This is a genomic window from Mogibacterium kristiansenii (assembly GCF_029224645.1).
GTDB lineage: Bacteria > Bacillota > Clostridia > Peptostreptococcales > Anaerovoracaceae > Mogibacterium_A > Mogibacterium_A kristiansenii.
The window spans coordinates 23,127-43,206 of the sequence record NZ_JAQXUZ010000023.1 but is presented as its reverse complement, the minus strand read 5'-3'; the positions used below and the strand labels follow the sequence as shown (position 1 = coordinate 43,206).

Below are 20,080 nucleotides of genomic sequence, written 5' to 3'. Positions count from 1 at the left end.
AGCTATCCATGCGTAAAGTAGAAAGACGTGCAACAATATGTCTGCTTCTGGCAGCGGTCCTGTTCCTGGGGACCGGGGTGTTCGTGTGGCGTTTTGTGACTCAGGGAAAGACCTGGGCCAGCTTCTCCGGAAATCTGCAGATCTACGTGGATGGAAACCTGAACCGAGGAACCATCTATGACCGCCACGGGACGCAGCTTCTGAAGTGCGATAAGGACGGTACACACTATTCCGACGACTCGGAGCTTCGGAAAGCTACCGTGCATACGGTGGGCGATCCGGCCGGAAATGTGGCCACCGGTGCCATCAACATGTGGAGCGGGGATCTGATCGGATACGATCTGCTGAACGGAACTTACGACACCTCGGCAGAGGGTAAGGAAATCACGCTGACCATCGATGCGGAAGCCAACCGGACGGCCTATGAACGGCTTTCCGGCAAGACCGGTACGGTGGGCGTCTATAACTACAAGACCGGAGAGATCCTGTGCATGGTGAGTACGCCGGCCTTCGATCCGGAGCTGGATCAAAGCGGAAATGATAGCGGAGACTCCATCTATTTCAACAATTTCCTGCAGGGAGCCATGACGCCGGGATCCACCTTCAAGCTGGTGACGGCGGCGTCCGCCTTAGAGTCCGGCGTGGACGTGGATTCCTTCCGATTCACCTGCGACGGGAAGAACCGCTATAATAAAGATGACATCACCTGCACCTCGGCCCACGGCACGGTGAACTTCCGCCAGGCCCTTGCGGTATCCTGCAACGGCGCCTTCGGAAAACTGGCCCGGGAGGTGGGTGCCGCAAACTTTTCCACCACCACTCAGAAAGTGGGACTGACCAAATCCGTGGATGTGGACGGAATCAAGACTCAATCGGGTTCCTTCACTTTTCCGGAGGACAACGAGGTGAACTTGAGCTGGGCAGGCATCGGTCAGTACGATGACCAGGTGAACCCGTGCGCCATGATGGTGTACATGGGCGCCATCGCCAACGGCGGCGAGCCGGTCCAGCCGAAGCTGATGAAATCCTCCAGCTTCCTGTCCGCCGGCAAATCCGGCAAATCTCTGGGAGAATACATCAGTTCCGAAACCGCCGATGAGCTGCGCTCCATGATGAAGAACAACGTCAAAGTAACCTACGGGGAGTCCAATTTCTACGGGCTGGATCTCTATGCCAAGTCCGGTACCGCGGAAACCGGCAGCGGCGAAGACGGTTGGTTCGTGGGATTCATCGATAATGAGGATTATCCGTTGGCCTTCGTGGTATGGATCAAAAACGGCGGCACCGGGTACGTATCGGCGGGACCGGTGGCGAAGGACGTGCTGAATCGGATTATCAGCAATAATGACAGTGAATAAAGAGATTTTTCACTTTTCCTAGAGGGTTCACAACCAACAAACCTGCACCGTTTAGCTTAAATTGCTTTCCGGATGCAGGTTTTTTTGTTCCTAGGCGTAAGCAAATAAGACAACAAACAGGAAAAGTCCGGACTATGTTGGCGGGAGAAACACAAGAAAGGTGGGAAAAGAAAATGAAGATAGGAAAATTCAAAGAAATTATTCAAGAGAGAAGCAGAATTGCAGCAGAATGTTGTGATGAATGGTCATTCGGAATCGAAAAATGCTGGAGCCAAGAAATAGAGATGCTAAGTGAAGATGTTGATGCGACAATCTCGTTCCTTCAGAATGAATGTACTGCGGAAGAACTTAGTTGGATTAGTGAAATAATTGATAATCTGGCAGAGCGAACCCGAAGTCGAGAACTTTTGCAAGCATATAAGAATCTTACTGATAAGTTCCCTGAAGAATGCAAGGAAAGTAACATCTTAGAGTCTATTAAGTTCGCAGAAAACGTATTAAATGAAGATGTAGAGAATAGAGGAAAACAGTAAAAATCTCGTCAATTGATAATTAGAATTTATCAATCTGATATAATAAAATATACCTAGATTTTCAGGGCGACTTCACGCTGTTTTTATAATTTTTGTAAATCAGCGTGAACATATTTTTTTGTTATACACGATTTTGTCGTGTAATTTTCTCCGTTCAAATCATCCTTTAAAAAAAGTTCACGCTTTTGGGGAGGGAATCCTTATTTTTGCGTGAATCGCCAGTGGAAATCTGTCGTTCCAAAATTAGAATCTTACAAAAGCCGCGAATTACGTTCACGCTGAATCCGCGTTTTCTGTCAAAAAGCGTGAAGTGCCTTCAAATTTCTAGACATATAAGATTGCACACGTAAATTTTAACTAATGCAGTTAGAATCGCACTTTTTGACCCAGGCTACTATATAAGCGAACACTGAATGGACTCGTATACGAAAAGGCAATCTCCGAGAAAAAATGAAGAACTTTTTCTTTTAGAATAACGTTATAAATTTGTTTAGTATAGTAACAATTGACGGCTATATTGAATGATATAACATGTTTTGCTACAATAAGCGTAGGACTTATATGATTGAATCTAGGAGGTTTTATATGAAGACAGACGTACAGATTGCACAGGAAGCGCAGATGAAACCAATTGTGGAGGTCGCATCTCAGTTGGATATTTCGGATGATGAATTGGAGCTGTATGGAAAATATAAGGCGAAAATCAGCCCGGATGTGTTGGAGCGGCTGAAGGACCGTCCCAACGGAAAACTGGTGCTGGTAACCGCCATCAACCCGACTCCGGCCGGAGAAGGAAAGACCACCACGAACGTGGGACTGTCTATGGCGCTGAACAAGCTGGGAAAGAAGACCATTACCACGCTGAGAGAGCCGTCTCTGGGACCGTGCTTCGGCATTAAGGGCGGCGCTGCCGGCGGCGGATATTCCCAGGTGGTACCGATGGATGATATCAACCTGCATTTTACCGGGGATTTCCATGCCATCACTTCGGCACATAACCTGCTGGCGGCAATGCTGGATAACCACATCCACCAGGGAAATGCGCTGGATATCGTAACGAAGAAAATCGTGTGGAAGCGCGTGATGGATATGAACGACCGTTCCCTGCGCCACATCATCGTCGGCCTGGGCAAGAAGGGCGACGGCGTGATGCGGGAAAGCGGATTCGACATTACCGTGGCTTCCGAAATCATGGCAATTCTGTGCCTGGCAACGGACATCGAGGATCTGAAAGCGCGCCTGTCCAGAATGGTGGTTGCGTACAACAGCAAGGGTGAAGCGGTAACCGCCGGCGACCTGCAGGCGACCGGTGCGATGGCACTGCTTCTGAAGGATGCCATTAAACCGAACCTGGTACAGACGCTGGAAAACACACCGGCTATTATTCACGGCGGACCTTTCGCCAATATCGCTCACGGTTGCAACTCCGTTATGGCAACGCAGACAGCACTGAAGCTGGGCGATTACGTGGTCACCGAGGCCGGATTCGGTGCGGACCTAGGTGCGGAGAAATTCTTCGATATCAAGTGCCGGTATGCCGGACTGAAGCCGGATGTTGCGGTAATCGTGGCAACGGTTCGTGCGCTGAAGATGAACGGCGGCGTGGCAAAAGATAATCTGGCAGAGGAAAACCTGGATGCACTGAAAGCCGGATCGGCGAACCTGCTTCGCCACCTGGACAACGTGGCAAAATACGGTGTTCCGGCAGTGGTTGCCATCAACCGTTTCCCAACCGATACGGAAGCCGAGCTGGAACTGCTGAGAGATCTGTGCAAGGAGAAGGGTATCGACGTGGTTCTGTCCGAAGTATTTGCAAAGGGCAGCGAAGGCGGAATGGAGCTGGCAAAGGAAGTCATCAACATCTGCGAGAATCAGAAATCCGATTTCCACACGCTGTATGATGTGAACGATTCCATCGAAGATAAAATGAACACCATCGCGACTGAAATCTACGGCGCGGATGGCGTGGACTTCACCGCAGATGCTCTGAAGCAGGTTCGGGAGCTGGAGAAACTTGGCCTGGACCGCCTGCCGATCTGCGTGGCAAAGACACAGTACTCTTTCACCGATGACCCGAAGAATCTGGGTGCACCGAAGAACTTCCGAATCACCGTTCGGGAGGTAAAAGTATCTGCCGGCGCCGGATTCATCGTGGCGCTCACCGGATCCATCATGACCATGCCGGGTCTGCCGAAGGTTCCGGCAGCCAACGGAATGGATATCCTGTCCGACGGCACCATCATCGGATTGTCTTAATAGACAAAGTAGGGTCAGCCTTGGCTGCTCTGACAATAAGCATAAGAAAAGACCTGTATCGTCAGCTAAAGCCAGACGATACAGGTCTTTCATGTTTTCGCTTGGCGGCGGGCTCGGGACTTGGTGCAAGAAATCCCGCAAAGCCTTGAAGTACCGTTGTGCTATTCCCGTGTCCGGCCTTCGCAATCCGGTGCGAAGGAATTGATTCTCGGGCATTCGGACATGAAATTATTCACGTGATTGCAAATCGCTTCGAAGGACTCGTTGCTGATATCGTGCTCGATGTTGCAAGCATCCTCGTCGGCAACATCCTTGTCCACGCCCAGCATAATCAGAAACTGGGAAAGCATCTTGTGGCGGTCCAGGATCTTATGAGCGATGGCCATCCCGGAATCGGTCAGCGTAATCAGCCCATCGTTGTTCATTTCAATATAGCCGTTCTCCCGAAGCCGTTTGGTAGCGTAGGAAACGCTCGGCTTTGTCACATTCAGATGTTTTGCAATGTCAATGGAGCGAACATATCCGTTCTGTTCCTTGAGCATCAGCATCGTTTCCAGATAATCTTCGGATGATTTCCGTATTTCCATGGTGGTGAATCCTCCCGTTTTGCCTGTATAATCTCTACATAGAATACCACAGTTAGAAGTATAAAACAAGGTGTGACGCGTTTTTGTTCAATCCGTCTAACCTCCGGATATCCCCTCAAAAAAACACTTTCGCCATCCAATATGAGTATTCCGTGAAGTATTTAAAAGAGGGGTTGACTTCCAAAGCGGAAACGATTATACTAACTATACGAGATAAGTAAAGTAAACCTTTCGAATACAGTATAGTTTGAAAAAGGTTCATGAAAGAGAGGTAAGAATTATGAGTAAATGGGTATGTCAGGTATGCGGATACGTTCACGAGGGAGATCAGCCGCCGGAAGAATGTCCGGTATGCCACGTTGGCAGCGATAAGTTTACAAAACAGGATGACGAAATGAGCTGGGCAGCTGAGCACGTAGTTGGCGTTGCACAGGGCGTGAGCGAAGATATCCTGGCAGATTTGAAAGCGAACTTCGAAGGTGAATGTTCTGAGGTTGGTATGTATCTGGCAATGGCAAGAGTGGCTCACAGAGAAGGCTATCCGGAAGTTGGCATGTACTATGAGAAGGCTGCTTACGAAGAAGCAGAGCACGCTGCAAAGTTTGCAGAACTGCTGGGCGACGTTGTTACCGACAGCACCAAGAAGAACCTGGAGCTGAGAGTTGCTGCAGAGAACGGCGCAACTGCCGGCAAGACCGACTTGGCAAAGAGAGCAAAGGCTGCAAATCTGGATGCAATCCATGATACCGTTCATGAAATGGCTCGCGACGAAGCTCGTCACGGCAAAGCATTCAAGGGTCTGCTGGAGAGATACTTCGGCTAGAACCGGCACCGTTAGACTTGAGTATTTGGATGTCTCACTGAATTTTTCAGCGAGACATCCTTTTTTTTATGCGTCTGCTATCGTTCAAAAGAATCCAAGAAATACCTTTATAAAAATAATGAATAACTATAGTTTTTTTCTTGACAATTATCTGTCAGAGAGTATAATCAAGATAAGAATAGACCGCGGTCTATAACTTAGTCAGAAAGAGAGATAAAGAGATGCACGCGATTACGAATATTCAGAAATTCTCGGTGCATGACGGTGATGGAATTCGGACGACGGTGTTCTTTAAAGGATGTCCTTTGCACTGTGTTTGGTGCCATAATCCGGAGACCCAGAAGTATAATCCACAGATGCAGTTTGATGAAGCAAAATGCGTTGGATGCGGATTCTGTATGAAAGCCTGTCCAAACGATGCCATCAAGATTGAGAATGGCAAGGCGGTTACCAACCCGCTGAAGTGCATGCTTTGCGGTAAGTGCGTAAAGGCTTGTCCGAGCAGCATCCGGGATATCCTGGGACATGAACACGAGATTCGTCCTTTGGTGAAAGAACTTCTGAAAGATCAGATGTTCTACGAAGAGTCCGGCGGCGGAGTGACCCTTTCCGGCGGAGAGGTTATGAGTGTCGATCCGGAATACGTTCTGGCGTTGGCAAAAGAATTGCACCGTCAGGGCATCGACATCACGGTAGACACTTGCGGTGAGGCGCCATACGAACGGTTTAAGGCAATGCTGCCGTACGTAAGCACCTTCCTGTACGATGTGAAGTCGATGGATCCGGAGATTCACAAGAAATACATGGGGGCAGACAATGCCCGAATTTTGGACAACCTGTGCCGGCTGAGCGCAGACGGAGCTCGGATCTACATCCGAATTCCGATGATTAAGGAAGTCAACGCCACGGAAAAGAACATTCGGGCAACCATCGATTTCCTTCATAAAAACAACATTCATGTCGCTCAGGTCAACTTGCTTCCGTACCATAACACCGGATGCAGTAAGTACCCGAGAATCGGAATGACATATGAAGGTGCGGACCTGCAGGCACCTACAAAAGAAGAAATGCAGGAATTTGCGGAGATGTTCAAAGAAGCAGGATATGCGAATACCAAGATCGGAGGTTAAAAAATGGCAAAACGCGGTATGAACGAAAGAATCCAGCGCCTGAGAGAACAGAGTGTAACCACGCCGGTTCACATCGACCTGGAGAGAGCAAAAATCGAAACAGATTTTTACAAGGAAAACGACGGAAAGTATTCTGTTCCGGTAATGAGAGCGATGACTCTGAAGGAATACTTTTCCAAGAAGACCCTGTACTTCGGCGATGATGAGCTGATTCTGGGTGAGAAAGGTAAGAACCCACAGGCTTCCCCAACATTCCCGGAGCTGTGCTGCCACAGCGAAGAGGATATGAAGGTTATGAGTGAAAGAAAGCTGGTTTCCTTCCATACTACAGAAGAAGATCGCAAGCTGCAGGCTGCAGAAATCATCCCGTTCTGGAAGGGCAGAACCATTCGTGAGAAGCTGCTGTCCAGAATGACACCGGAATGGCATGATTGCTACGAAGCCGGCATCTTCACCGAGTTCATGGAACAGCGCGGCCCGGGACATACATGCGGCGGAGAGCAGGTATTCACTACCGGCTACTTGGATTACAAGGAAAAGATTAAGAAGACCATGGACGCGCTGGATTGGATGAACGATCCGGAAGCTTCCGATAAGATGGAAGAACTGAAGGCCATGGATATCTGCTGTGACGCGGTTATCATTTTGGGTGAAAGATACCACGAGATGGCTGTTGAGAAGGCTGCAGCGGAGAACGATCCAAAGAGAAAGGCAGAGCTGGAGCAGATTGCAAAGAACCTGGAAGTTGTACCGGCTCACAAGCCACAGACTTTCTGGCAGGCAATTCAGCTGTACTGGTTCACTCACCTGGCAGTAACCACTGAGCTGAACCCTTGGGACGCATTCAGCCCGGGCAGACTGGACCAGCACCTGAACCCATACTACGAAGCAGACGTAGAAGCAGGAATCCTGGACGACGAGCACGCATTGGAGCTCCTGGAGTGCCTGTGGGTGAAGTTCTACAACCAGCCGGCTCCGGTAAAAGTAGGTATCACCCTGAAAGAGAGTGCAACATATACCGACTTTGCCAACATCAACACCGGTGGTGTAACTCCGGAAGGAAAGAACGGAGTTAACAATGTCAGCTACCTGATTCTGGACTGCATGGACGAGATGAAGCTGGTTCAGCCGAACTCCAACGTGACCATCAGCAAGAAGTCTCCGCAGAAGTTCTTGAAGAGAGCTTGTGAAATTTCCAGAAAGGGATGGGGACAGCCTGCATTCTACAACACCGAAGCACAGATTACCGAGCTGATTAATGCCGGAAAATCTCTGGAAGATGCAAGAAGAGGCGGATCCTCCGGCTGCGTAGAGACCGGTGCATGGGGAAGCGAAGCATATATCCTGACCGGATACATGAACATTCCGAAGATTTTCCAGTTGACTCTGTTCAACGGATTTGATGAGTATTCCGGCAAGCAGCTGGGTCTGCAGCTGGGATATGCGAAGGACTTCAAGACCTTTGACGAGCTGTGGGCTGCATTCAAGAAGCAGCTGAAGCACTTTGTTGACATCAAGATTCGCGGAAACAACGTAATTGAGAGACTGTACGCAGAGGAAATGCCGGCACCGTGCCTGTCCGTTGTAACCAACGACTGCATCTCCAACGCAAAGGACTACAATGCCGGTGGTGCAAGATACAACACCAACTACATCCAGGGTGTTGGAATCGGAACCGTTACCGACTGTGTAGCATCTGTTAAGTACAACGTATACGACGAGAAGAACTTCACCATGGAAGAACTGATCGATGCAATGGAACATGACTTCGAAGGCTATGATTACATCTACAGCCTGGTTCACGATAAGACTCCGAAGTACGGAAACGATGACGATTACGCCGATGATCTGATGAGAGAAATCTTCGATCTGTATCACGACACCATCGTTGGCCGCCCGAACATGAAAGGCGGAAAGTACGGCATCGACATGCTGCCGACCACCTGCCACGTATACTTCGGTGACGTTATCCTGGCTACCCCGAACGGCAGAAAGGCTCACAAGCCGGTATCCGAGGGTATTTCTCCGGAGAAATCCGCAGATACCAACGGTCCGACCGCTGTAATCAAGTCTTGTGCAAAGATGGATCACCTGGCAACCGCAGGTACCTTGCTGAACCAGAAGTTCACACCGAACGTAGTTGCCGGTGAAGCAGGTCTGAACAACATGGCCAGCCTGGTTCGTTCCTACTTTGCAATGGATGGACACCACATTCAGTTTAACGTAGTAGATCGTCAGACTCTGATTGAGGCTCAGAAACATCCGGAAGATCACAAGGATCTGATTGTCCGTGTTGCCGGATACAGTGACTTCTTCCGTAACCTGGACAAGCCGCTGCAGGACGAAATCATCGAACGTACGGAACAGTCTTTCGAATAATATAATTGCTTTTACCATAGGCGTTCCTCTAGCGGGAGCGCCTGTGGCATAAATAAAAGGTGTTAACCAATTAACTATCTCAAGTGTGAAGAAAAGGAGAATGAAATGAAACTTGGATTTATCGGATGCGGAGTAATGGCCAATGCAATGATGGGCGGCATTATCAAGGCCGGCCTGTACAAGCCGGAGGATATCTGGGGTGCAGATCCTTTCGAAGGAAGCAGACAGAAGACAAAGGAAGTAAACGGAATCAATGTAACCGATAGCAACGTCGAAATTCTGGAGAACTGCGATACTGTTTTCCTGACCATCAAGCCGCAGTACTATGCCGGCGTAATCGAGGGAATTAAGGATCACGTAACAGATAAGCACCTGTTCATCAGCATCGGTGCCGGCAGAACTCTGGCATACTTGGCAGAGCAGTTCGGCAAGCCGGTAAAAACAGTTCGTGTTATGCCGAATACTCCGGCTCAGGTTGGAGAGGGTATGTCCGCTGCTTGCCCGAACGAATATGTAACGGAGGAAGAAACTCAGCGCGCACTGAACATTTTGAACGCATTTGGTAAGGCTGAAATCATGCCGGAGAACCTGTTCGACATCGTTACCGGTGTGAGCGGAAGCGGCCCGGCTTATGTATTCATGTTCATCGAAGCAATGGCAGATGCTGCCGTTAACGGTGGAATGCAGAGAAAGCAGGCGTACACATTCGCTGCACAGACCGTACTGGGCGCAGCAAAGATGGTTTTGGAGACCGGAAAGCACCCGGGCGAGCTGAAGGACATGGTTTCTTCCCCGGCCGGTACCACAATTGCCGGTGTTAGAGAGCTGGAGCTGGGTGGTCTGAGAACTACCGTTATCGAAGGTGTAACTGCAGCGACCGAAAAGTCCATCGCTATGCAGAGCGCAAAATAAGACACTACTTCCTTAGTGGGTTTTATAATTGCCGGAGGAGCTGTCGCAGGGATGCGGCAGCTCTTCTATCCTGGGGATAATAAATAAAGACTTGCAATTAGCATAGCGAATGTGTATAATATGTTAGTAATACGTTTGATTTGAGAACACGAAAAACACTTTTGAAAAGAATTTTAAAAAAGTGTTGACATGAAGCTCGAAATGACGTATACTATAGGAGTCGCAAATAAGGGGTGAATTAATCCGAGGTAGCTCAATGGCAGAGCAACCGGCTGTTAACCGGTAGGTTGTGGGTTCGAGCCCCACCCTCGGAGCCATTTATTTTTTACGCCGGAATGGCGGAATTGGCAGACGCCCGGGACTTAAAATCCCGTGAGAAGTGATTCTCGTACCGGTTCGACCCCGGTTTCCGGCACCAATTCTTAATATCGCGGGGTAGAGCAGTTGGTAGCTCGTCGGGCTCATAACCCGGAGGTCGCAGGTTCAAGTCCTGTCCCCGCAACCAATTGAAACTAATCTCGAAGCATTTGCTTCGAGTTTTTTTATGTCTCGAAATTACGGGGAAAGCCCGTGGTTACGGGGTTTTAGGGCTATTGCCGGGATAATCGAAAAAAGGTATAATATTTCATGAAGTAAGGAGTTGGAGGTTGACCAGGATGATACAAATCCAACGATTGATAAAATTGCCGCTGCAGATGTGATTCTTTTTGCTACTCCGGTATATTGGTGGGGAATGTCTGCACAGTTGAAACTTATCATCGATAAATGTTACTGCCGCGGTTTGAAGCTGAAAAATAAAAAAATTGGAACAATCGTTGTGGGAGGAGCCCCGGTGGACAGCATCCAGTATGAGTTAATTGACAAACAGTTCGGCTGCATGGCGAAATATCTTTCATGGGATGTAATTTTTCAAAAATCATATTGTGCAACAGCCAGTGATGAACTTGCAAAAAACAAGGATTCTATAAAAGAACTTGAAAATATTGGAAGAAACTTATAAAGCATATTTAAAGTTTCGGGTTATTGAACATAACAGATGCGAGCTGCAAAGGAGGCAAACCGAACTCCAACTAATAGGCGTTATTACACTTATGATTTGTAGGCTGGATGGGCTTCGTAAGTATAAAAAACAAATCATTCGAGAACAGAGGAGTCTTTCTCGAAAGTATGAAAACTTAAAGAAAGGAGGAGCCACTCAAAGAGTAAATATACAAAAACAAAGGCTTAAGGTACAAAAACTTCATCATAAGATTAATAATATTCGTACTGATTACAGCAAAAAAACAATTGCAGAGATAGTGAAAACCAAACATCTTACATTATCTCGATGTGAGCATATTTAATCATATTTTGAGTGGCAGGTACAGCATGGCAATGAAGAGACTTTTAATTGAATTTGGACAGGGTGTGGATATGCACGGCGGCGACCAGAACAATGCGGTGCGGAAGGCTACGGAAGATGCCATCCATCACTGCTGCATGGCAGGAATCTCAGAGATTTTTGAGATTACCGACCGAAAGAAGCAGGCATTTATCAAGGCGGACATCTATGCTCCGCATCCGGAGGAAGTGGATCCGAAAATCGTAACGGATTATCTGCACTGGTGGAATGTGGAAACAGAGGTGCATCACGGCGGTGCAAACCCGGAGGGGATTGCCTTGAATGGAAAACCGAAAACCGAGATTACAATCGCAATCGTCGCACTTACCGTGTACGTGGATGCATAAAAGAAAGACGGAAACCTATGACTTTAACGCAGCGCAAAGATTCTTTGCGCTGTTTTTATGGGCGATGCAAATGTAATTGGATAGACTTTCGGCCATAATAAAGGCAGAATCATCTTGCAAATATTTTTCGGGAGAGGGTGTCGAATATGGAACTTGGAAGAAGAATTACGGAGCTGAGAAAAGCAAATAACCTGACCCAGGAAGGGCTGGCGGAGCGGTGCAGTGTCACACGGCAGACCATTTCCAATTGGGAGAACGGGAAAAGCTATCCGGACCTGGAGATGCTGGTTTTTATCAGCGATTCTTTTGATATTTCCTTGGACGCTCTGGTGAAAGGAGATGGCAAGATGGTGCAGGAGATTACGAAGGAACAGCGCAAGGGGCGTTTCCAGAACTATAAGATGGCGGCGCTCACGGTGGGGCTGCTTCTGTTGGTGGGACTGGGGTTGTTCGCTCTGAACCATACCTACGTTCGGCTGAGCGCCGAAGACTGCGGTGCGGAGGTGGTGGAGGTGAAATCAATTCATCTCGACGATGTGAAAATCGATCGGGGTCGGAAGATGGCTTTTTATAAACTTCCAAACGACAATACGGGAATCTACTACGGGGTGAACGGGACCAAAGCCCCGAGCAAGGGAATTTACGTGTTCGAGGGGGAAGAGTACAATCAATTGATGAACAGCAAAACGGCCACCTGCATAACGCTGGAGGTGCCGGATCGGACGGTTGTTTCGGTGGGATCCTCCAAAGAGGGGGCGGATACCGTGGAGCTGATCCTGAAGATGAGCAATTTAGACCGGGTTTTCGGGAAGAAGGGCGGAAGCGCCATTTTGACGTATATGTGGTTCAGCGATGTAAATCGAATTGTGGATGCGAATGCGGGCAATTCCATTGTGTGGAAGAAAAGCAAGTAGATGTAGAAAAAATAGAATGAGAGGAAATCTCCGACGGCCGCGGATGAGGCGGCGTCGGAGGTTTTTTTGTGGGGAGCAGAAGGAAACGGTTCCGCCGTTTCCAACATCGGAATTCGGTCATCCAGAAGATGTGTTTGATTTAATTTGCGAGACATATCAGGATGTATCCGGTTTGTTCAAAGAAGCGGAAGAATGTGTGCGGGAATATATCGGAGCTTATATTGCAGACGTTAGAGCAGGTATAGATGTTCCCAACGAATTCGGAATTGACATCAATCATCCGTTCCACGGACTGTTCCAAAGGGAAACCGAAGAATACCGCTACACGATAAACTATACCAAGGGAATCTACTATGAACTGGGAGAGACTGCGGTTGTGGCACGTGTTTATAATGCAGATTTTTCGACGGAAAGATATTACTATGAAGTGGAGGACGATCCGCTGTCGCTTCTTTTGGGATATGGGGAAAAGGCCAAACCGGGAGAATGGCTGGGGGATGCAATTGGCGTATCCAATCAGCGACCGGAAGGATTCTTTCGGATTCCTCGAATATACCTGAAATACTATCCTTACTATCATAACAGCTGCACACTGTCTCGCAGGATGGTTCGGAGGATGCCGAAGTCCAAGGAATCCATTGCCGTTTATCCGGCGGAAAAAGGGAAGACCCCGAAAAATACCCTTTCGGGTGATGTTCCGCCGGCGTGAACTTGGTAAAATACTCTCACAAGCAAGAAGTACTTCGTATGTTTTACACAAAACCGTTATCGCACCCGAGATTCGAAAGAATCATTTCGAGAGAAGGTGAGAGACATGAAAAAGAAAATAATGACGGTGGTGATGTCTTTGATGATGTGCTTCTCAGTGGCCGCCTGCGGGGGTGGAGAAGATAAGAAAAAAGACGACGGCATCGATCCAAACGCAACCGTGACCAAGGAGCAGTACGACAAGCTGCGGGAAACCAAGTGGTATGAACTGACGCCGGAAGAAATGGAACAGTTTCTGGGCGTGAAGTATGTGGAGGACGAGGACTCCACTGAAAGCTGGGGAGAAGGTTACCTGGTGGTGGACTTCCCGGGCCCGGATGAGAATTCTCGCCTGCACGTGTTGTTCAAGGCGGATGAGAACGGCAAGTATACCCCTTCCAGCATGAGCCCGACAGGCAAGCTGATGGAAGATTAAATGGTGAATAAGCAAAAATCCCGGCCCGACGACCGGGATTTTTGTTTTGAGCGTATGGTATAATAAACTTAAAATACAATAAAAAAGGACACTGTGAACATGAGTGCAAACCATACCACAAAAAAACCGAATAAAAAAACACCCGGCCCCGGCGAAGACGGACGGTGTGCCAACCGGAAGCGGATTCTCACCCTGGCGGTGATTTTAATTGCCGCCGCCGGCATCCTCTTCGCCCATAAGGGAGATGAAATTCAGAACCTCATTCAATCCAAGGGCATTCACGCGGAGGCCGGCGTGGCCAATGCCGGATACAAATCCGGCGGCCTGTCTCCCAAGAACCTGTCGGACAAAAGCATCCGGAAAACTGTACCGAATTATTCCGGACAGCCCTACCGGGAGCTGAACGGGGGGAAGCCGGAATTTCGCAAATCGGAAATCTCGAAGAAGGCCTACGAGCGACTGGGAGATCTGGACCGTCTGGGACGGTGCACCGGCACTCTGGCCTGCCTGGGGCGGGAGATCATGCCGAAAGACGGTCAGCAGCGAGGATCCATCAGCGAGATCCATCCCACGGGATGGCACAGTGTGCAGTACCGAAGCGTCTCCGGCGGAAGCCTGTACAACCGCTGCCACCTAATCGGCTGGCAGCTGACGGGAAACGATGCGGTGGCCCGCAATCTGATTACCGGCACTCGGTACATGAATGTGGAAGGGATGGAGCCTTTCGAATCGAAAGTGGCCGAATACCTTCGGTCCACCGGAAACCATGTGATGTACCGCGTGACACCTGTTTTTAAGGGAGATGAAGCCGTCGCCCGAGGCGTCCACATGGAAGCTTTGTCGGTGGAAGACGGCGGGCACGGAATTTCTTTTAACGTCTACTGCTACAACGTGCAGCCGAAGATTAAGATCGACTATGCCACCGGGGAGAGCAAATCCACCATCTCCGGAGATAAGAGCGGATACCGCACCCGGAAGAACGGCACGACGTATTCCTCCAAGAAGCTGCAGAAGCATACGGTGAAGAAGGGGCAGGGCACCAAATACATCGTGAACACCAACACGGGAAAATTCCACTACCCATCTTGCTATTCCGTGAAGCAGATGAGCGAGCGGAATACCGTGACCACCAAGGAGTCCCGGAAACAGCTGATTGCAGAGGGGTACAGCCCCTGCGGAAATTGTCATCCGTAAGGAAAATACAATCTTTACTTTTGGCCGGGATGTAGTATAATAACAATGGCAATTTAAAATCTTCGGGGCGGGGCGCAATTCCCCACCGGCGGTACAGCCCGCGAGCGTTTTCCGAGGGACGGAGTTCCGGAAAACCGCATGATTCGGTGAGATTCCGAAGCCGACAGTATAGTCTGGATGAAAGAAGATGGTCAGAGCATGCGACCCCGGGACGATGGTTCCGGGGTTTATATATTTGACTGATTGGGAGAAGAAAGCCTCGTGTCGATAGGGATGCGGGGCTTTATATGGTTTTTGAGAAAAGAGGGACGGCTATGGCAGAAGAACAATTCATGAAACGAGCCATTGAACTGGCGAAGCAAGGGGTGGGCTGGACGGCTCCCAACCCGTTGGTAGGCGCAGTGGTGGTGAAGAACGGTCGAGTGATCGGTGAGGGATATCATCGGAAATACGGAGAACTTCACGCGGAGCGAAATGCGCTGGCGGCCTGCACTGAAGATCCGGCGGGCGCAACTCTGTACGTGACGCTGGAGCCTTGCTGCCATTACGGAAAGACGCCGCCTTGCACGGAGATTATCATCGAAAAGAAAATCGCCAAGGTGGTTATCGGATCTCGAGATCCGAATCCGAAGGTGGCGGGCAAAGGGGCTCGGATTCTTCGGGAGCACGGAATCAACGTGGTGGAGGACTACATGCGAGAGGCCTGCGATGCCTTGAATCCGGTGTTTTTCCACTACATCACCACCAAGACGCCGTACGTCGTTCTGAAATTTGCCATGACGCTGGATGGAAAAATCGCGACTCGAACCGGCGCCTCCAAATGGATTACGGGGGAAGCGGCCCGGAATCACGTGCATCAGCTGCGCGGCCGATATGCGGGAATCCTGGCGGGCATCGGCACGGTGCTGGCGGACGACCCGATGCTGAACTGCCGAATCGACGGAGCCCATCAGCCGCTGCGGATTATTCTGGACAGCCACCTGCGGATTCCAATGGGCAGCCGGCTGGTTCGCAGTGCGAAGGAGTATCCGCTGCTGATCGTGTGCAATGAGAGCACCCGGGACCGGGAAGAAGGGACAAACCGAATTCAGAAGCTGGAAGAAGCCGGGGCCAAGGTCTGGACCCTTCCGGAGAAGAACGGCCATCCGGATTTGAACGTGCTCATGCAGCGGCTGGGAGAAGAGAAGATCGACTCCGTCCTGATAGAAGGGGGAGGCACGGTCAATGAAGCCGTCCTAAAAGCACATATCGTTCATCACGTATACGCGTACATTGCACCGAAAATCTTTGGCGGCGAGGATGCCAAGACACCGGTGGAAGGGTCGGGCATCCGCCTTCCGCAGGAATGCGCAAAGCTGCGGCTGGCTAAGATTACCGTGCTGCTGAACGACATGCTGCTGGAATACGATGTGGAAGGAGAGACGGAATGTTCACCGGAATAGTAGAAGAAGTGGGAACCATGCAGGGCGTTCGCATGGGAAGCCAATCCGGAGAGATTCACCTGCAGGCATCCAAGGTACTGGAAGGCACGCAGCTGGGAGACAGCATTGCGGTAAACGGGGTGTGTCTGACCGTCACCCAAATGACGGGAGATGGTTTTACTGCGGATGTGATGCCGGAAACCCTGCGGCGCACCAATCTGGGTCAGCTGAAACCGGGGGATCCCGTGGACCTGGAGAGAGCCATGGCGGCGGACGGACGGTTCGGCGGTCACCTGGTATCCGGGCATATCGACGGAACCGGTCGGATTGTGGAACAGCGCAAGGAAGGAAATGCGGTCTGGGTTCGAATCGGAACCACGCCGGAAATCCTGCGCCTGATCGTGGAGAAGGGATCCATCACCATCGACGGTATCAGCCTGACGGTGGCCACCCTGGACTCGGACAGTTTCCAAGTATCCATCATTCCCCACACCGGAAGCGAAACCATCCTTCTGGGAAAGAAGGCCGGAGATGTGGTGAATCTGGAAAACGATATTATTGGGAAATACGTACAGCGGTTGCTGACGAATCCGGCACCGGAAGAAGCCCCGGAAAGCAAAGTGACCTGGGAATTCCTGGCGGAAAACGGATTTTAGAATAGGGAAAGGCGGGCGATTCGTCCGTGAAATAAAGCAAACAAAAAAGCAAGGGAGGACTATTGCAATGAGTTTTAAATACAACACAGTGGAAGAAGCGCTGGAGGCGCTGAGAGCCGGAAAACTGATTCTCTGCACCGACGATCCGGATCGGGAGAATGAAGGAGATCTGATCTGTGCGGCGGAGCACGCTACCACGGAGAACGTGAACTTCATGGCGACCCATGCCAAAGGCCTGATTTGCACGCCGATGTCGGTGGATTTCGCCCACCGACTGAACCTGCCGCAGATGGTATCGGAAAATACCGACAACCATTGCACTGCTTTTACCGTATCCATCGACCACGTAAATACCACCACCGGAATCTCCGCAGAGGAGAGAGGGTATACCTGCCGGATGCTGACGGATCCAGAGACTCAGCCGAACGATTTGAGAAGACCGGGACACGTGTTCCCGCTGGTGGCACGTCACGGCGGTGTGCTGGTTCGGAACGGACATACTGAAGCGACGGTGGACCTGATGAGACTGGCCGGACTGAAAGAAGTGGGCCTTTGCTGCGAGGTGATGAGAGAAGACGGCACCATGATGCGGGCGCCGGAACTCCAGAAGATGTCGGAAGAATATGATATTTGTTTTATCACCATCAAAGACCTGCAGGACTACATCCGCCGTTACGAGAAGCACATGAACTGCGTGGCAAACGCCAAGCTGCCAACCGTGTACGGCGAATTCCGGATTAAGGGATATGTGAACGACATCACCGGCGAACACCATGTGGCGCTGGTGTGCGGCGACATCCGGGACGGCGAGGACGTGCTGTGCCGGGTGCACTCGGAATGCCTTACCGGCGATGTGTTCGGGTCCGCCCGATGCGATTGCGGCGATCAGCTGCATACCGCGATGAAAATGGTTCAGGAAGAGGGCCGAGGCGTGATTCTGTACATGCGCCAGGAAGGCCGGGGCATTGGCCTGATCAACAAGCTGAAGGCGTACGAGCTGCAGGAACACGGTCGAGACACGGTGGAAGCCAACGTGGAACTGGGTTTTGAGCCGGATCTGCGGGAGTACTGGTCCGGTGCGCAGATGCTGCAGGACCTGGGCGTGAAATCCATCCGCCTCATGACCAACAACCCGAGCAAAATCTACGGTCTGGAAGGTTTCGACTTCAAGATTACCCAGCGGGTGCCAATCGAGATTCAGCCGGGAAAATACGACGAGTTCTATCTCCGCACCAAGAAGGACAAAATGGGCCACGTGTTCGAGCAGATCAAGTTCGATAAGTAATTTTCGGTAAAAACAAATTCGGGCGCCCCGACGCGTCCGGGGAAAATACAAAAACAAATTGCAAAGGGTGTCGAAGACGGCACGGATAAAAGTAGGAGGAAAAAGAAATGGCAATTAATCTGTTAGAAGGAAAAGTCGTTGCACCGGAAGGAATGAAGGTAGGCATTATCGCTTCCCGTTTCAACAGCTTTATCGTACAGAAGCTGTTGGACGGTGCGGTGGACGGCCTGGTTCGTCACGGCGTGGAGGAGAGCAATATCGATGCGGCTTGGGTACCGGGCGCATTCGAAGTTCCGCTGATGGCACAGAAGATGGCGGAATCCGGTAAATACGATGCGGTAATCTGTGTCGGTGCGGTTATCCGCGGTGCCACTTCTCACTATGAGCTGGTTACCAACGAGTCCGCGAAGGGCATCGCACAGGTGAGCCTGAAGTCCGGTGTTCCGGTACTCTTTGGCATCATCACCACCGAGAACATCGAGCAGGCCATCGAAAGAGCCGGATCCAAGGCCGGAAACAAGGGCTATGACTGCGCGCTTTCCGCAATCGAGATGGTGAACCTGGAAAAAGTGATCCGGGGCTAATTCGAAAGCCATGAAAATCCAAACGGTTATTTTCGATTGGGACGGCACCCTGCACGATACGAAAGCGCTGTACGGTGCCGCCCTTCGCCAAACCCTTTCGTGGTTAGAGGAACAGGGGTATTCCGTGCCGGCAGATCAATCGGACGACCGGCTGGCGAGATATCTGGGGGTGAATGCCCGGGATATGTGGAACGATTTCATGCCGTCGCTTCCGGCGGAAATTAAGGAAGAATGTTCTCGGCAAACCGGCGAACAGATGATTCGGAAAATCCGGGCGGGCCGAGCCAGACTGTACCCCGGCGTGCCGGAGGTCCTGCGGCAGCTGGCGGAGTCCGGATACCATTCGGTGATTCTGTCCAACTGCAAGGTTCCCTACATGGAAGCCCAGCGAGAGCATTTCCGGCTGGACCGCCGGATGGAAGGCTTTTACTGCAGCGGTGCCTACGGCTTCTGCCCCAAAGAGGAAATCTTCCCGGAGATTCGCAAGAAATTCCCGGGAGGCTTCTGCATGGTGGGAGACCGTGCCTCGGATCGACAGGTATCGGTGGTTCACCACATCCCATTTGTGGGATGCGAATACGGATTCGGAACCCGAGAAGAGCTGGAGGGCGCGGACGCCCTGCTTTCGGATATCCGGGAACTTCCCGAGGTACTGGCGCAGTGGAATTGGGAATAAGAAGCGCTTCGCGAATACTTGAGGGACAAGGAGCACTTTGCGAATACTTGCGGGATAGTTATTGGAGACTATCCCGCTTTTTTATTTTCGAGCACCCCAATACGCCAACATGTCAGGATATTTCCGGTCGTGTTGGCGTGACGAGGCGGAGGAATAAGGCGTAGCGGGGAGGGGGACACCAACAAAGGCGGCGTCCGCCCGGAAAAAAGCGGACGGTGTTGGCGTGGCGAGGCGAAGAAACAAGGCGCAGCGGGGAGGGGGACGCCAACAAAGGCGGCGTCCGCCCGGGAAATTTCCGGTCGTGTTTGCGTGGCCTGACGGAGGAATAAGGCGTAGCGGGGAGGGCGGCGCAAACAAAGGCGACGTCCGCCCGGGAAAATCCGGATGGTGTTGGCGTGGCGAGGCGAAGGGATAAGGCGTAGCGGGGAGGGAGACGCCAACAAAGGCGACGTCCGCCCGGG

General features: G+C 50.8%; 19 protein-coding genes, 3 tRNA genes and 1 riboswitch. Of the genes, 21 read left to right on the top strand and 1 reads right to left on the bottom strand.

All coding sequences use genetic code 11. From position 1 onward, the window contains the following. Nucleotides 1-8: 8 nt before the first annotated feature. The 3 genes from PUE40_RS07190 to PUE40_RS07180 all read left to right on the top strand — a co-directional run bounded on the left by PUE40_RS07190 (nt 9) and on the right by PUE40_RS07180 (nt 4,147). Complete coding sequence (locus PUE40_RS07190; RefSeq protein ID WP_277672348.1) at nt 9-1,358, top strand: penicillin-binding transpeptidase domain-containing protein; 1,350 nt, start codon at nt 9-11, stop codon at nt 1,356-1,358. 173 nt (nt 1,359-1,531) lie between these two features. Next, complete coding sequence (locus PUE40_RS07185; protein ID WP_277672347.1) at nt 1,532-1,891, top strand: hypothetical protein; 360 nt, start codon at nt 1,532-1,534, stop codon at nt 1,889-1,891. A gap of 585 nt (nt 1,892-2,476) precedes the next feature. Continuing rightward, complete coding sequence (locus tag PUE40_RS07180; RefSeq protein ID WP_277672346.1) at nt 2,477-4,147, top strand: formate--tetrahydrofolate ligase; 1,671 nt, start codon at nt 2,477-2,479, stop codon at nt 4,145-4,147. A gap of 161 nt (nt 4,148-4,308) precedes the next feature. Here PUE40_RS07180 and PUE40_RS07175 read toward each other — a convergent pair whose 3' ends face one another. Then, nucleotides 4,309-4,734, bottom strand: a complete 426-nt coding sequence (locus PUE40_RS07175) for a metal-dependent transcriptional regulator (protein ID WP_154554654.1) — start codon at nt 4,732-4,734, stop codon at nt 4,309-4,311. 280 nt (nt 4,735-5,014) lie between these two features. Between PUE40_RS07175 and PUE40_RS07170 the strand changes: the two genes are divergently transcribed. The 18 genes from PUE40_RS07170 (at nt 5,015) to PUE40_RS07080 (ending at nt 19,619) form a co-directional block, all read left to right on the top strand. Beyond that, on the top strand, nt 5,015-5,557 hold the full coding sequence (locus tag PUE40_RS07170) for an NADH peroxidase (protein ID WP_154554653.1): 543 nt from the start codon (nt 5,015-5,017) through the stop codon (nt 5,555-5,557). Between the two features lie 221 nt (nt 5,558-5,778). Beyond that, nucleotides 5,779-6,687 carry a trans-4-hydroxy-L-proline dehydratase activase gene (locus tag PUE40_RS07165; protein WP_154554652.1) on the top strand — a complete coding sequence of 303 codons (909 nt, stop codon included), beginning with the start codon at nt 5,779-5,781 and terminating at the stop codon, nt 6,685-6,687. 3 nt (nt 6,688-6,690) lie between these two features. Further along, a complete protein-coding gene (gene hypD / locus PUE40_RS07160) occupies nt 6,691-9,066 on the top strand; it encodes a trans-4-hydroxy-L-proline dehydratase (RefSeq protein WP_277672345.1) in 2,376 nt (791 codons plus the stop codon). A gap of 105 nt (nt 9,067-9,171) precedes the next feature. Beyond that, nucleotides 9,172-9,978, top strand: coding sequence for a pyrroline-5-carboxylate reductase (gene proC / locus PUE40_RS07155; protein ID WP_277672344.1), 807 nt, complete (start codon nt 9,172-9,174; stop codon nt 9,976-9,978). A gap of 242 nt (nt 9,979-10,220) precedes the next feature. Next, a tRNA-Asn gene (locus PUE40_RS07150) sits at nt 10,221-10,295 on the top strand. 12 nt (nt 10,296-10,307) lie between these two features. Then, nucleotides 10,308-10,396: transfer RNA gene (locus tag PUE40_RS07145), tRNA-Leu, on the top strand. A gap of 11 nt (nt 10,397-10,407) precedes the next feature. Continuing rightward, nucleotides 10,408-10,483: transfer RNA gene (locus tag PUE40_RS07140), tRNA-Met, on the top strand. Nucleotides 10,484-10,618: 135 nt separating this feature from the next. After that, nucleotides 10,619-10,978, top strand: a complete 360-nt coding sequence (locus tag PUE40_RS07135) for a flavodoxin family protein (protein ID WP_154554649.1) — start codon at nt 10,619-10,621, stop codon at nt 10,976-10,978. A gap of 368 nt (nt 10,979-11,346) precedes the next feature. Next, nucleotides 11,347-11,706 carry a Lin0512 family protein gene (locus PUE40_RS07125; protein WP_154554648.1) on the top strand — a complete coding sequence of 120 codons (360 nt, stop codon included), beginning with the start codon at nt 11,347-11,349 and terminating at the stop codon, nt 11,704-11,706. Nucleotides 11,707-11,852: 146 nt separating this feature from the next. After that, nucleotides 11,853-12,620: a helix-turn-helix domain-containing protein gene (locus PUE40_RS07120; protein ID WP_277672343.1), complete on the top strand. Its 768-nt coding sequence runs from the start codon at nt 11,853-11,855 to the stop codon at nt 12,618-12,620. A 172-nt stretch (nt 12,621-12,792) separates the two neighbouring features. Then, a complete protein-coding gene (locus tag PUE40_RS07115) occupies nt 12,793-13,329 on the top strand; it encodes a hypothetical protein (protein WP_277672342.1) in 537 nt (178 codons plus the stop codon). Between the two features lie 105 nt (nt 13,330-13,434). Continuing rightward, nucleotides 13,435-13,803 (top strand): hypothetical protein, encoded by a 369-nt coding sequence (locus tag PUE40_RS07110; protein ID WP_154554645.1) that lies wholly within the window; start codon nt 13,435-13,437, stop codon nt 13,801-13,803. 99 nt (nt 13,804-13,902) lie between these two features. Then, nucleotides 13,903-14,997: a DNA/RNA non-specific endonuclease gene (locus PUE40_RS07105; RefSeq protein WP_277672341.1), complete on the top strand. Its 1,095-nt coding sequence runs from the start codon at nt 13,903-13,905 to the stop codon at nt 14,995-14,997. A gap of 54 nt (nt 14,998-15,051) precedes the next feature. Continuing rightward, a riboswitch (FMN riboswitch) is annotated at nt 15,052-15,190 on the top strand. 121 nt (nt 15,191-15,311) lie between these two features. Continuing rightward, nucleotides 15,312-16,439, top strand: coding sequence for a bifunctional diaminohydroxyphosphoribosylaminopyrimidine deaminase/5-amino-6-(5-phosphoribosylamino)uracil reductase RibD (gene ribD / locus PUE40_RS07100; protein WP_154554643.1), 1,128 nt, complete (start codon nt 15,312-15,314; stop codon nt 16,437-16,439). Next, nucleotides 16,424-17,074, top strand: a complete 651-nt coding sequence (ribE, locus tag PUE40_RS07095; protein WP_277672340.1) for a riboflavin synthase — start codon at nt 16,424-16,426, stop codon at nt 17,072-17,074. Before ribD ends, ribE begins: the two co-directional genes overlap by 16 nt. A 67-nt stretch (nt 17,075-17,141) precedes the next feature. Beyond that, nucleotides 17,142-18,359 carry a bifunctional 3,4-dihydroxy-2-butanone-4-phosphate synthase/GTP cyclohydrolase II gene (locus tag PUE40_RS07090; RefSeq protein ID WP_330636988.1) on the top strand — a complete coding sequence of 406 codons (1,218 nt, stop codon included), beginning with the start codon at nt 17,142-17,144 and terminating at the stop codon, nt 18,357-18,359. A 107-nt stretch (nt 18,360-18,466) separates the two neighbouring features. After that, entirely contained in the window at nt 18,467-18,943 is a 477-nt protein-coding gene (gene ribH / locus PUE40_RS07085; protein WP_154554640.1) for a 6,7-dimethyl-8-ribityllumazine synthase, read from the top strand. Nucleotides 18,944-18,953: 10 nt separating this feature from the next. Beyond that, nucleotides 18,954-19,619 (top strand): HAD family hydrolase, encoded by a 666-nt coding sequence (locus PUE40_RS07080; protein WP_154554639.1) that lies wholly within the window; start codon nt 18,954-18,956, stop codon nt 19,617-19,619. Nucleotides 19,620-20,080 lie beyond the last annotated feature (461 nt).

Excerpts from the sequence above, each read along its gene's own strand:
- PUE40_RS07190 (WP_277672348.1), top strand. The coding sequence starts at position 9 with ATGCGTAAAGTAGAAAGACGTGCAACAATATGTCTGCTTCTGGCAGCG.
- PUE40_RS07185 (WP_277672347.1), top strand. The coding sequence starts at position 1,532 with ATGAAGATAGGAAAATTCAAAGAAATTATTCAAGAGAGAAGCAGAATT.
- PUE40_RS07180 (WP_277672346.1), top strand. The coding sequence starts at position 2,477 with ATGAAGACAGACGTACAGATTGCACAGGAAGCGCAGATGAAACCAATT.
- PUE40_RS07175 (WP_154554654.1), bottom strand. The coding sequence starts at position 4,734 with ATGGAAATACGGAAATCATCCGAAGATTATCTGGAAACGATGCTGATG.
- PUE40_RS07170 (WP_154554653.1), top strand. The coding sequence starts at position 5,015 with ATGAGTAAATGGGTATGTCAGGTATGCGGATACGTTCACGAGGGAGAT.
- PUE40_RS07165 (WP_154554652.1), top strand. The coding sequence starts at position 5,779 with ATGCACGCGATTACGAATATTCAGAAATTCTCGGTGCATGACGGTGAT.
- hypD (WP_277672345.1), top strand. The coding sequence starts at position 6,691 with ATGGCAAAACGCGGTATGAACGAAAGAATCCAGCGCCTGAGAGAACAG.
- proC (WP_277672344.1), top strand. The coding sequence starts at position 9,172 with ATGAAACTTGGATTTATCGGATGCGGAGTAATGGCCAATGCAATGATG.
- PUE40_RS07125 (WP_154554648.1), top strand. The coding sequence starts at position 11,347 with ATGGCAATGAAGAGACTTTTAATTGAATTTGGACAGGGTGTGGATATG.
- PUE40_RS07120 (WP_277672343.1), top strand. The coding sequence starts at position 11,853 with ATGGAACTTGGAAGAAGAATTACGGAGCTGAGAAAAGCAAATAACCTG.
- PUE40_RS07110 (WP_154554645.1), top strand. The coding sequence starts at position 13,435 with ATGAAAAAGAAAATAATGACGGTGGTGATGTCTTTGATGATGTGCTTC.
- PUE40_RS07105 (WP_277672341.1), top strand. The coding sequence starts at position 13,903 with ATGAGTGCAAACCATACCACAAAAAAACCGAATAAAAAAACACCCGGC.
- ribD (WP_154554643.1), top strand. The coding sequence starts at position 15,312 with ATGGCAGAAGAACAATTCATGAAACGAGCCATTGAACTGGCGAAGCAA.
- ribE (WP_277672340.1), top strand. The coding sequence starts at position 16,424 with ATGTTCACCGGAATAGTAGAAGAAGTGGGAACCATGCAGGGCGTTCGC.
- PUE40_RS07090 (WP_330636988.1), top strand. The coding sequence starts at position 17,142 with ATGAGTTTTAAATACAACACAGTGGAAGAAGCGCTGGAGGCGCTGAGA.
- ribH (WP_154554640.1), top strand. The coding sequence starts at position 18,467 with ATGGCAATTAATCTGTTAGAAGGAAAAGTCGTTGCACCGGAAGGAATG.
- PUE40_RS07080 (WP_154554639.1), top strand. The coding sequence starts at position 18,954 with ATGAAAATCCAAACGGTTATTTTCGATTGGGACGGCACCCTGCACGAT.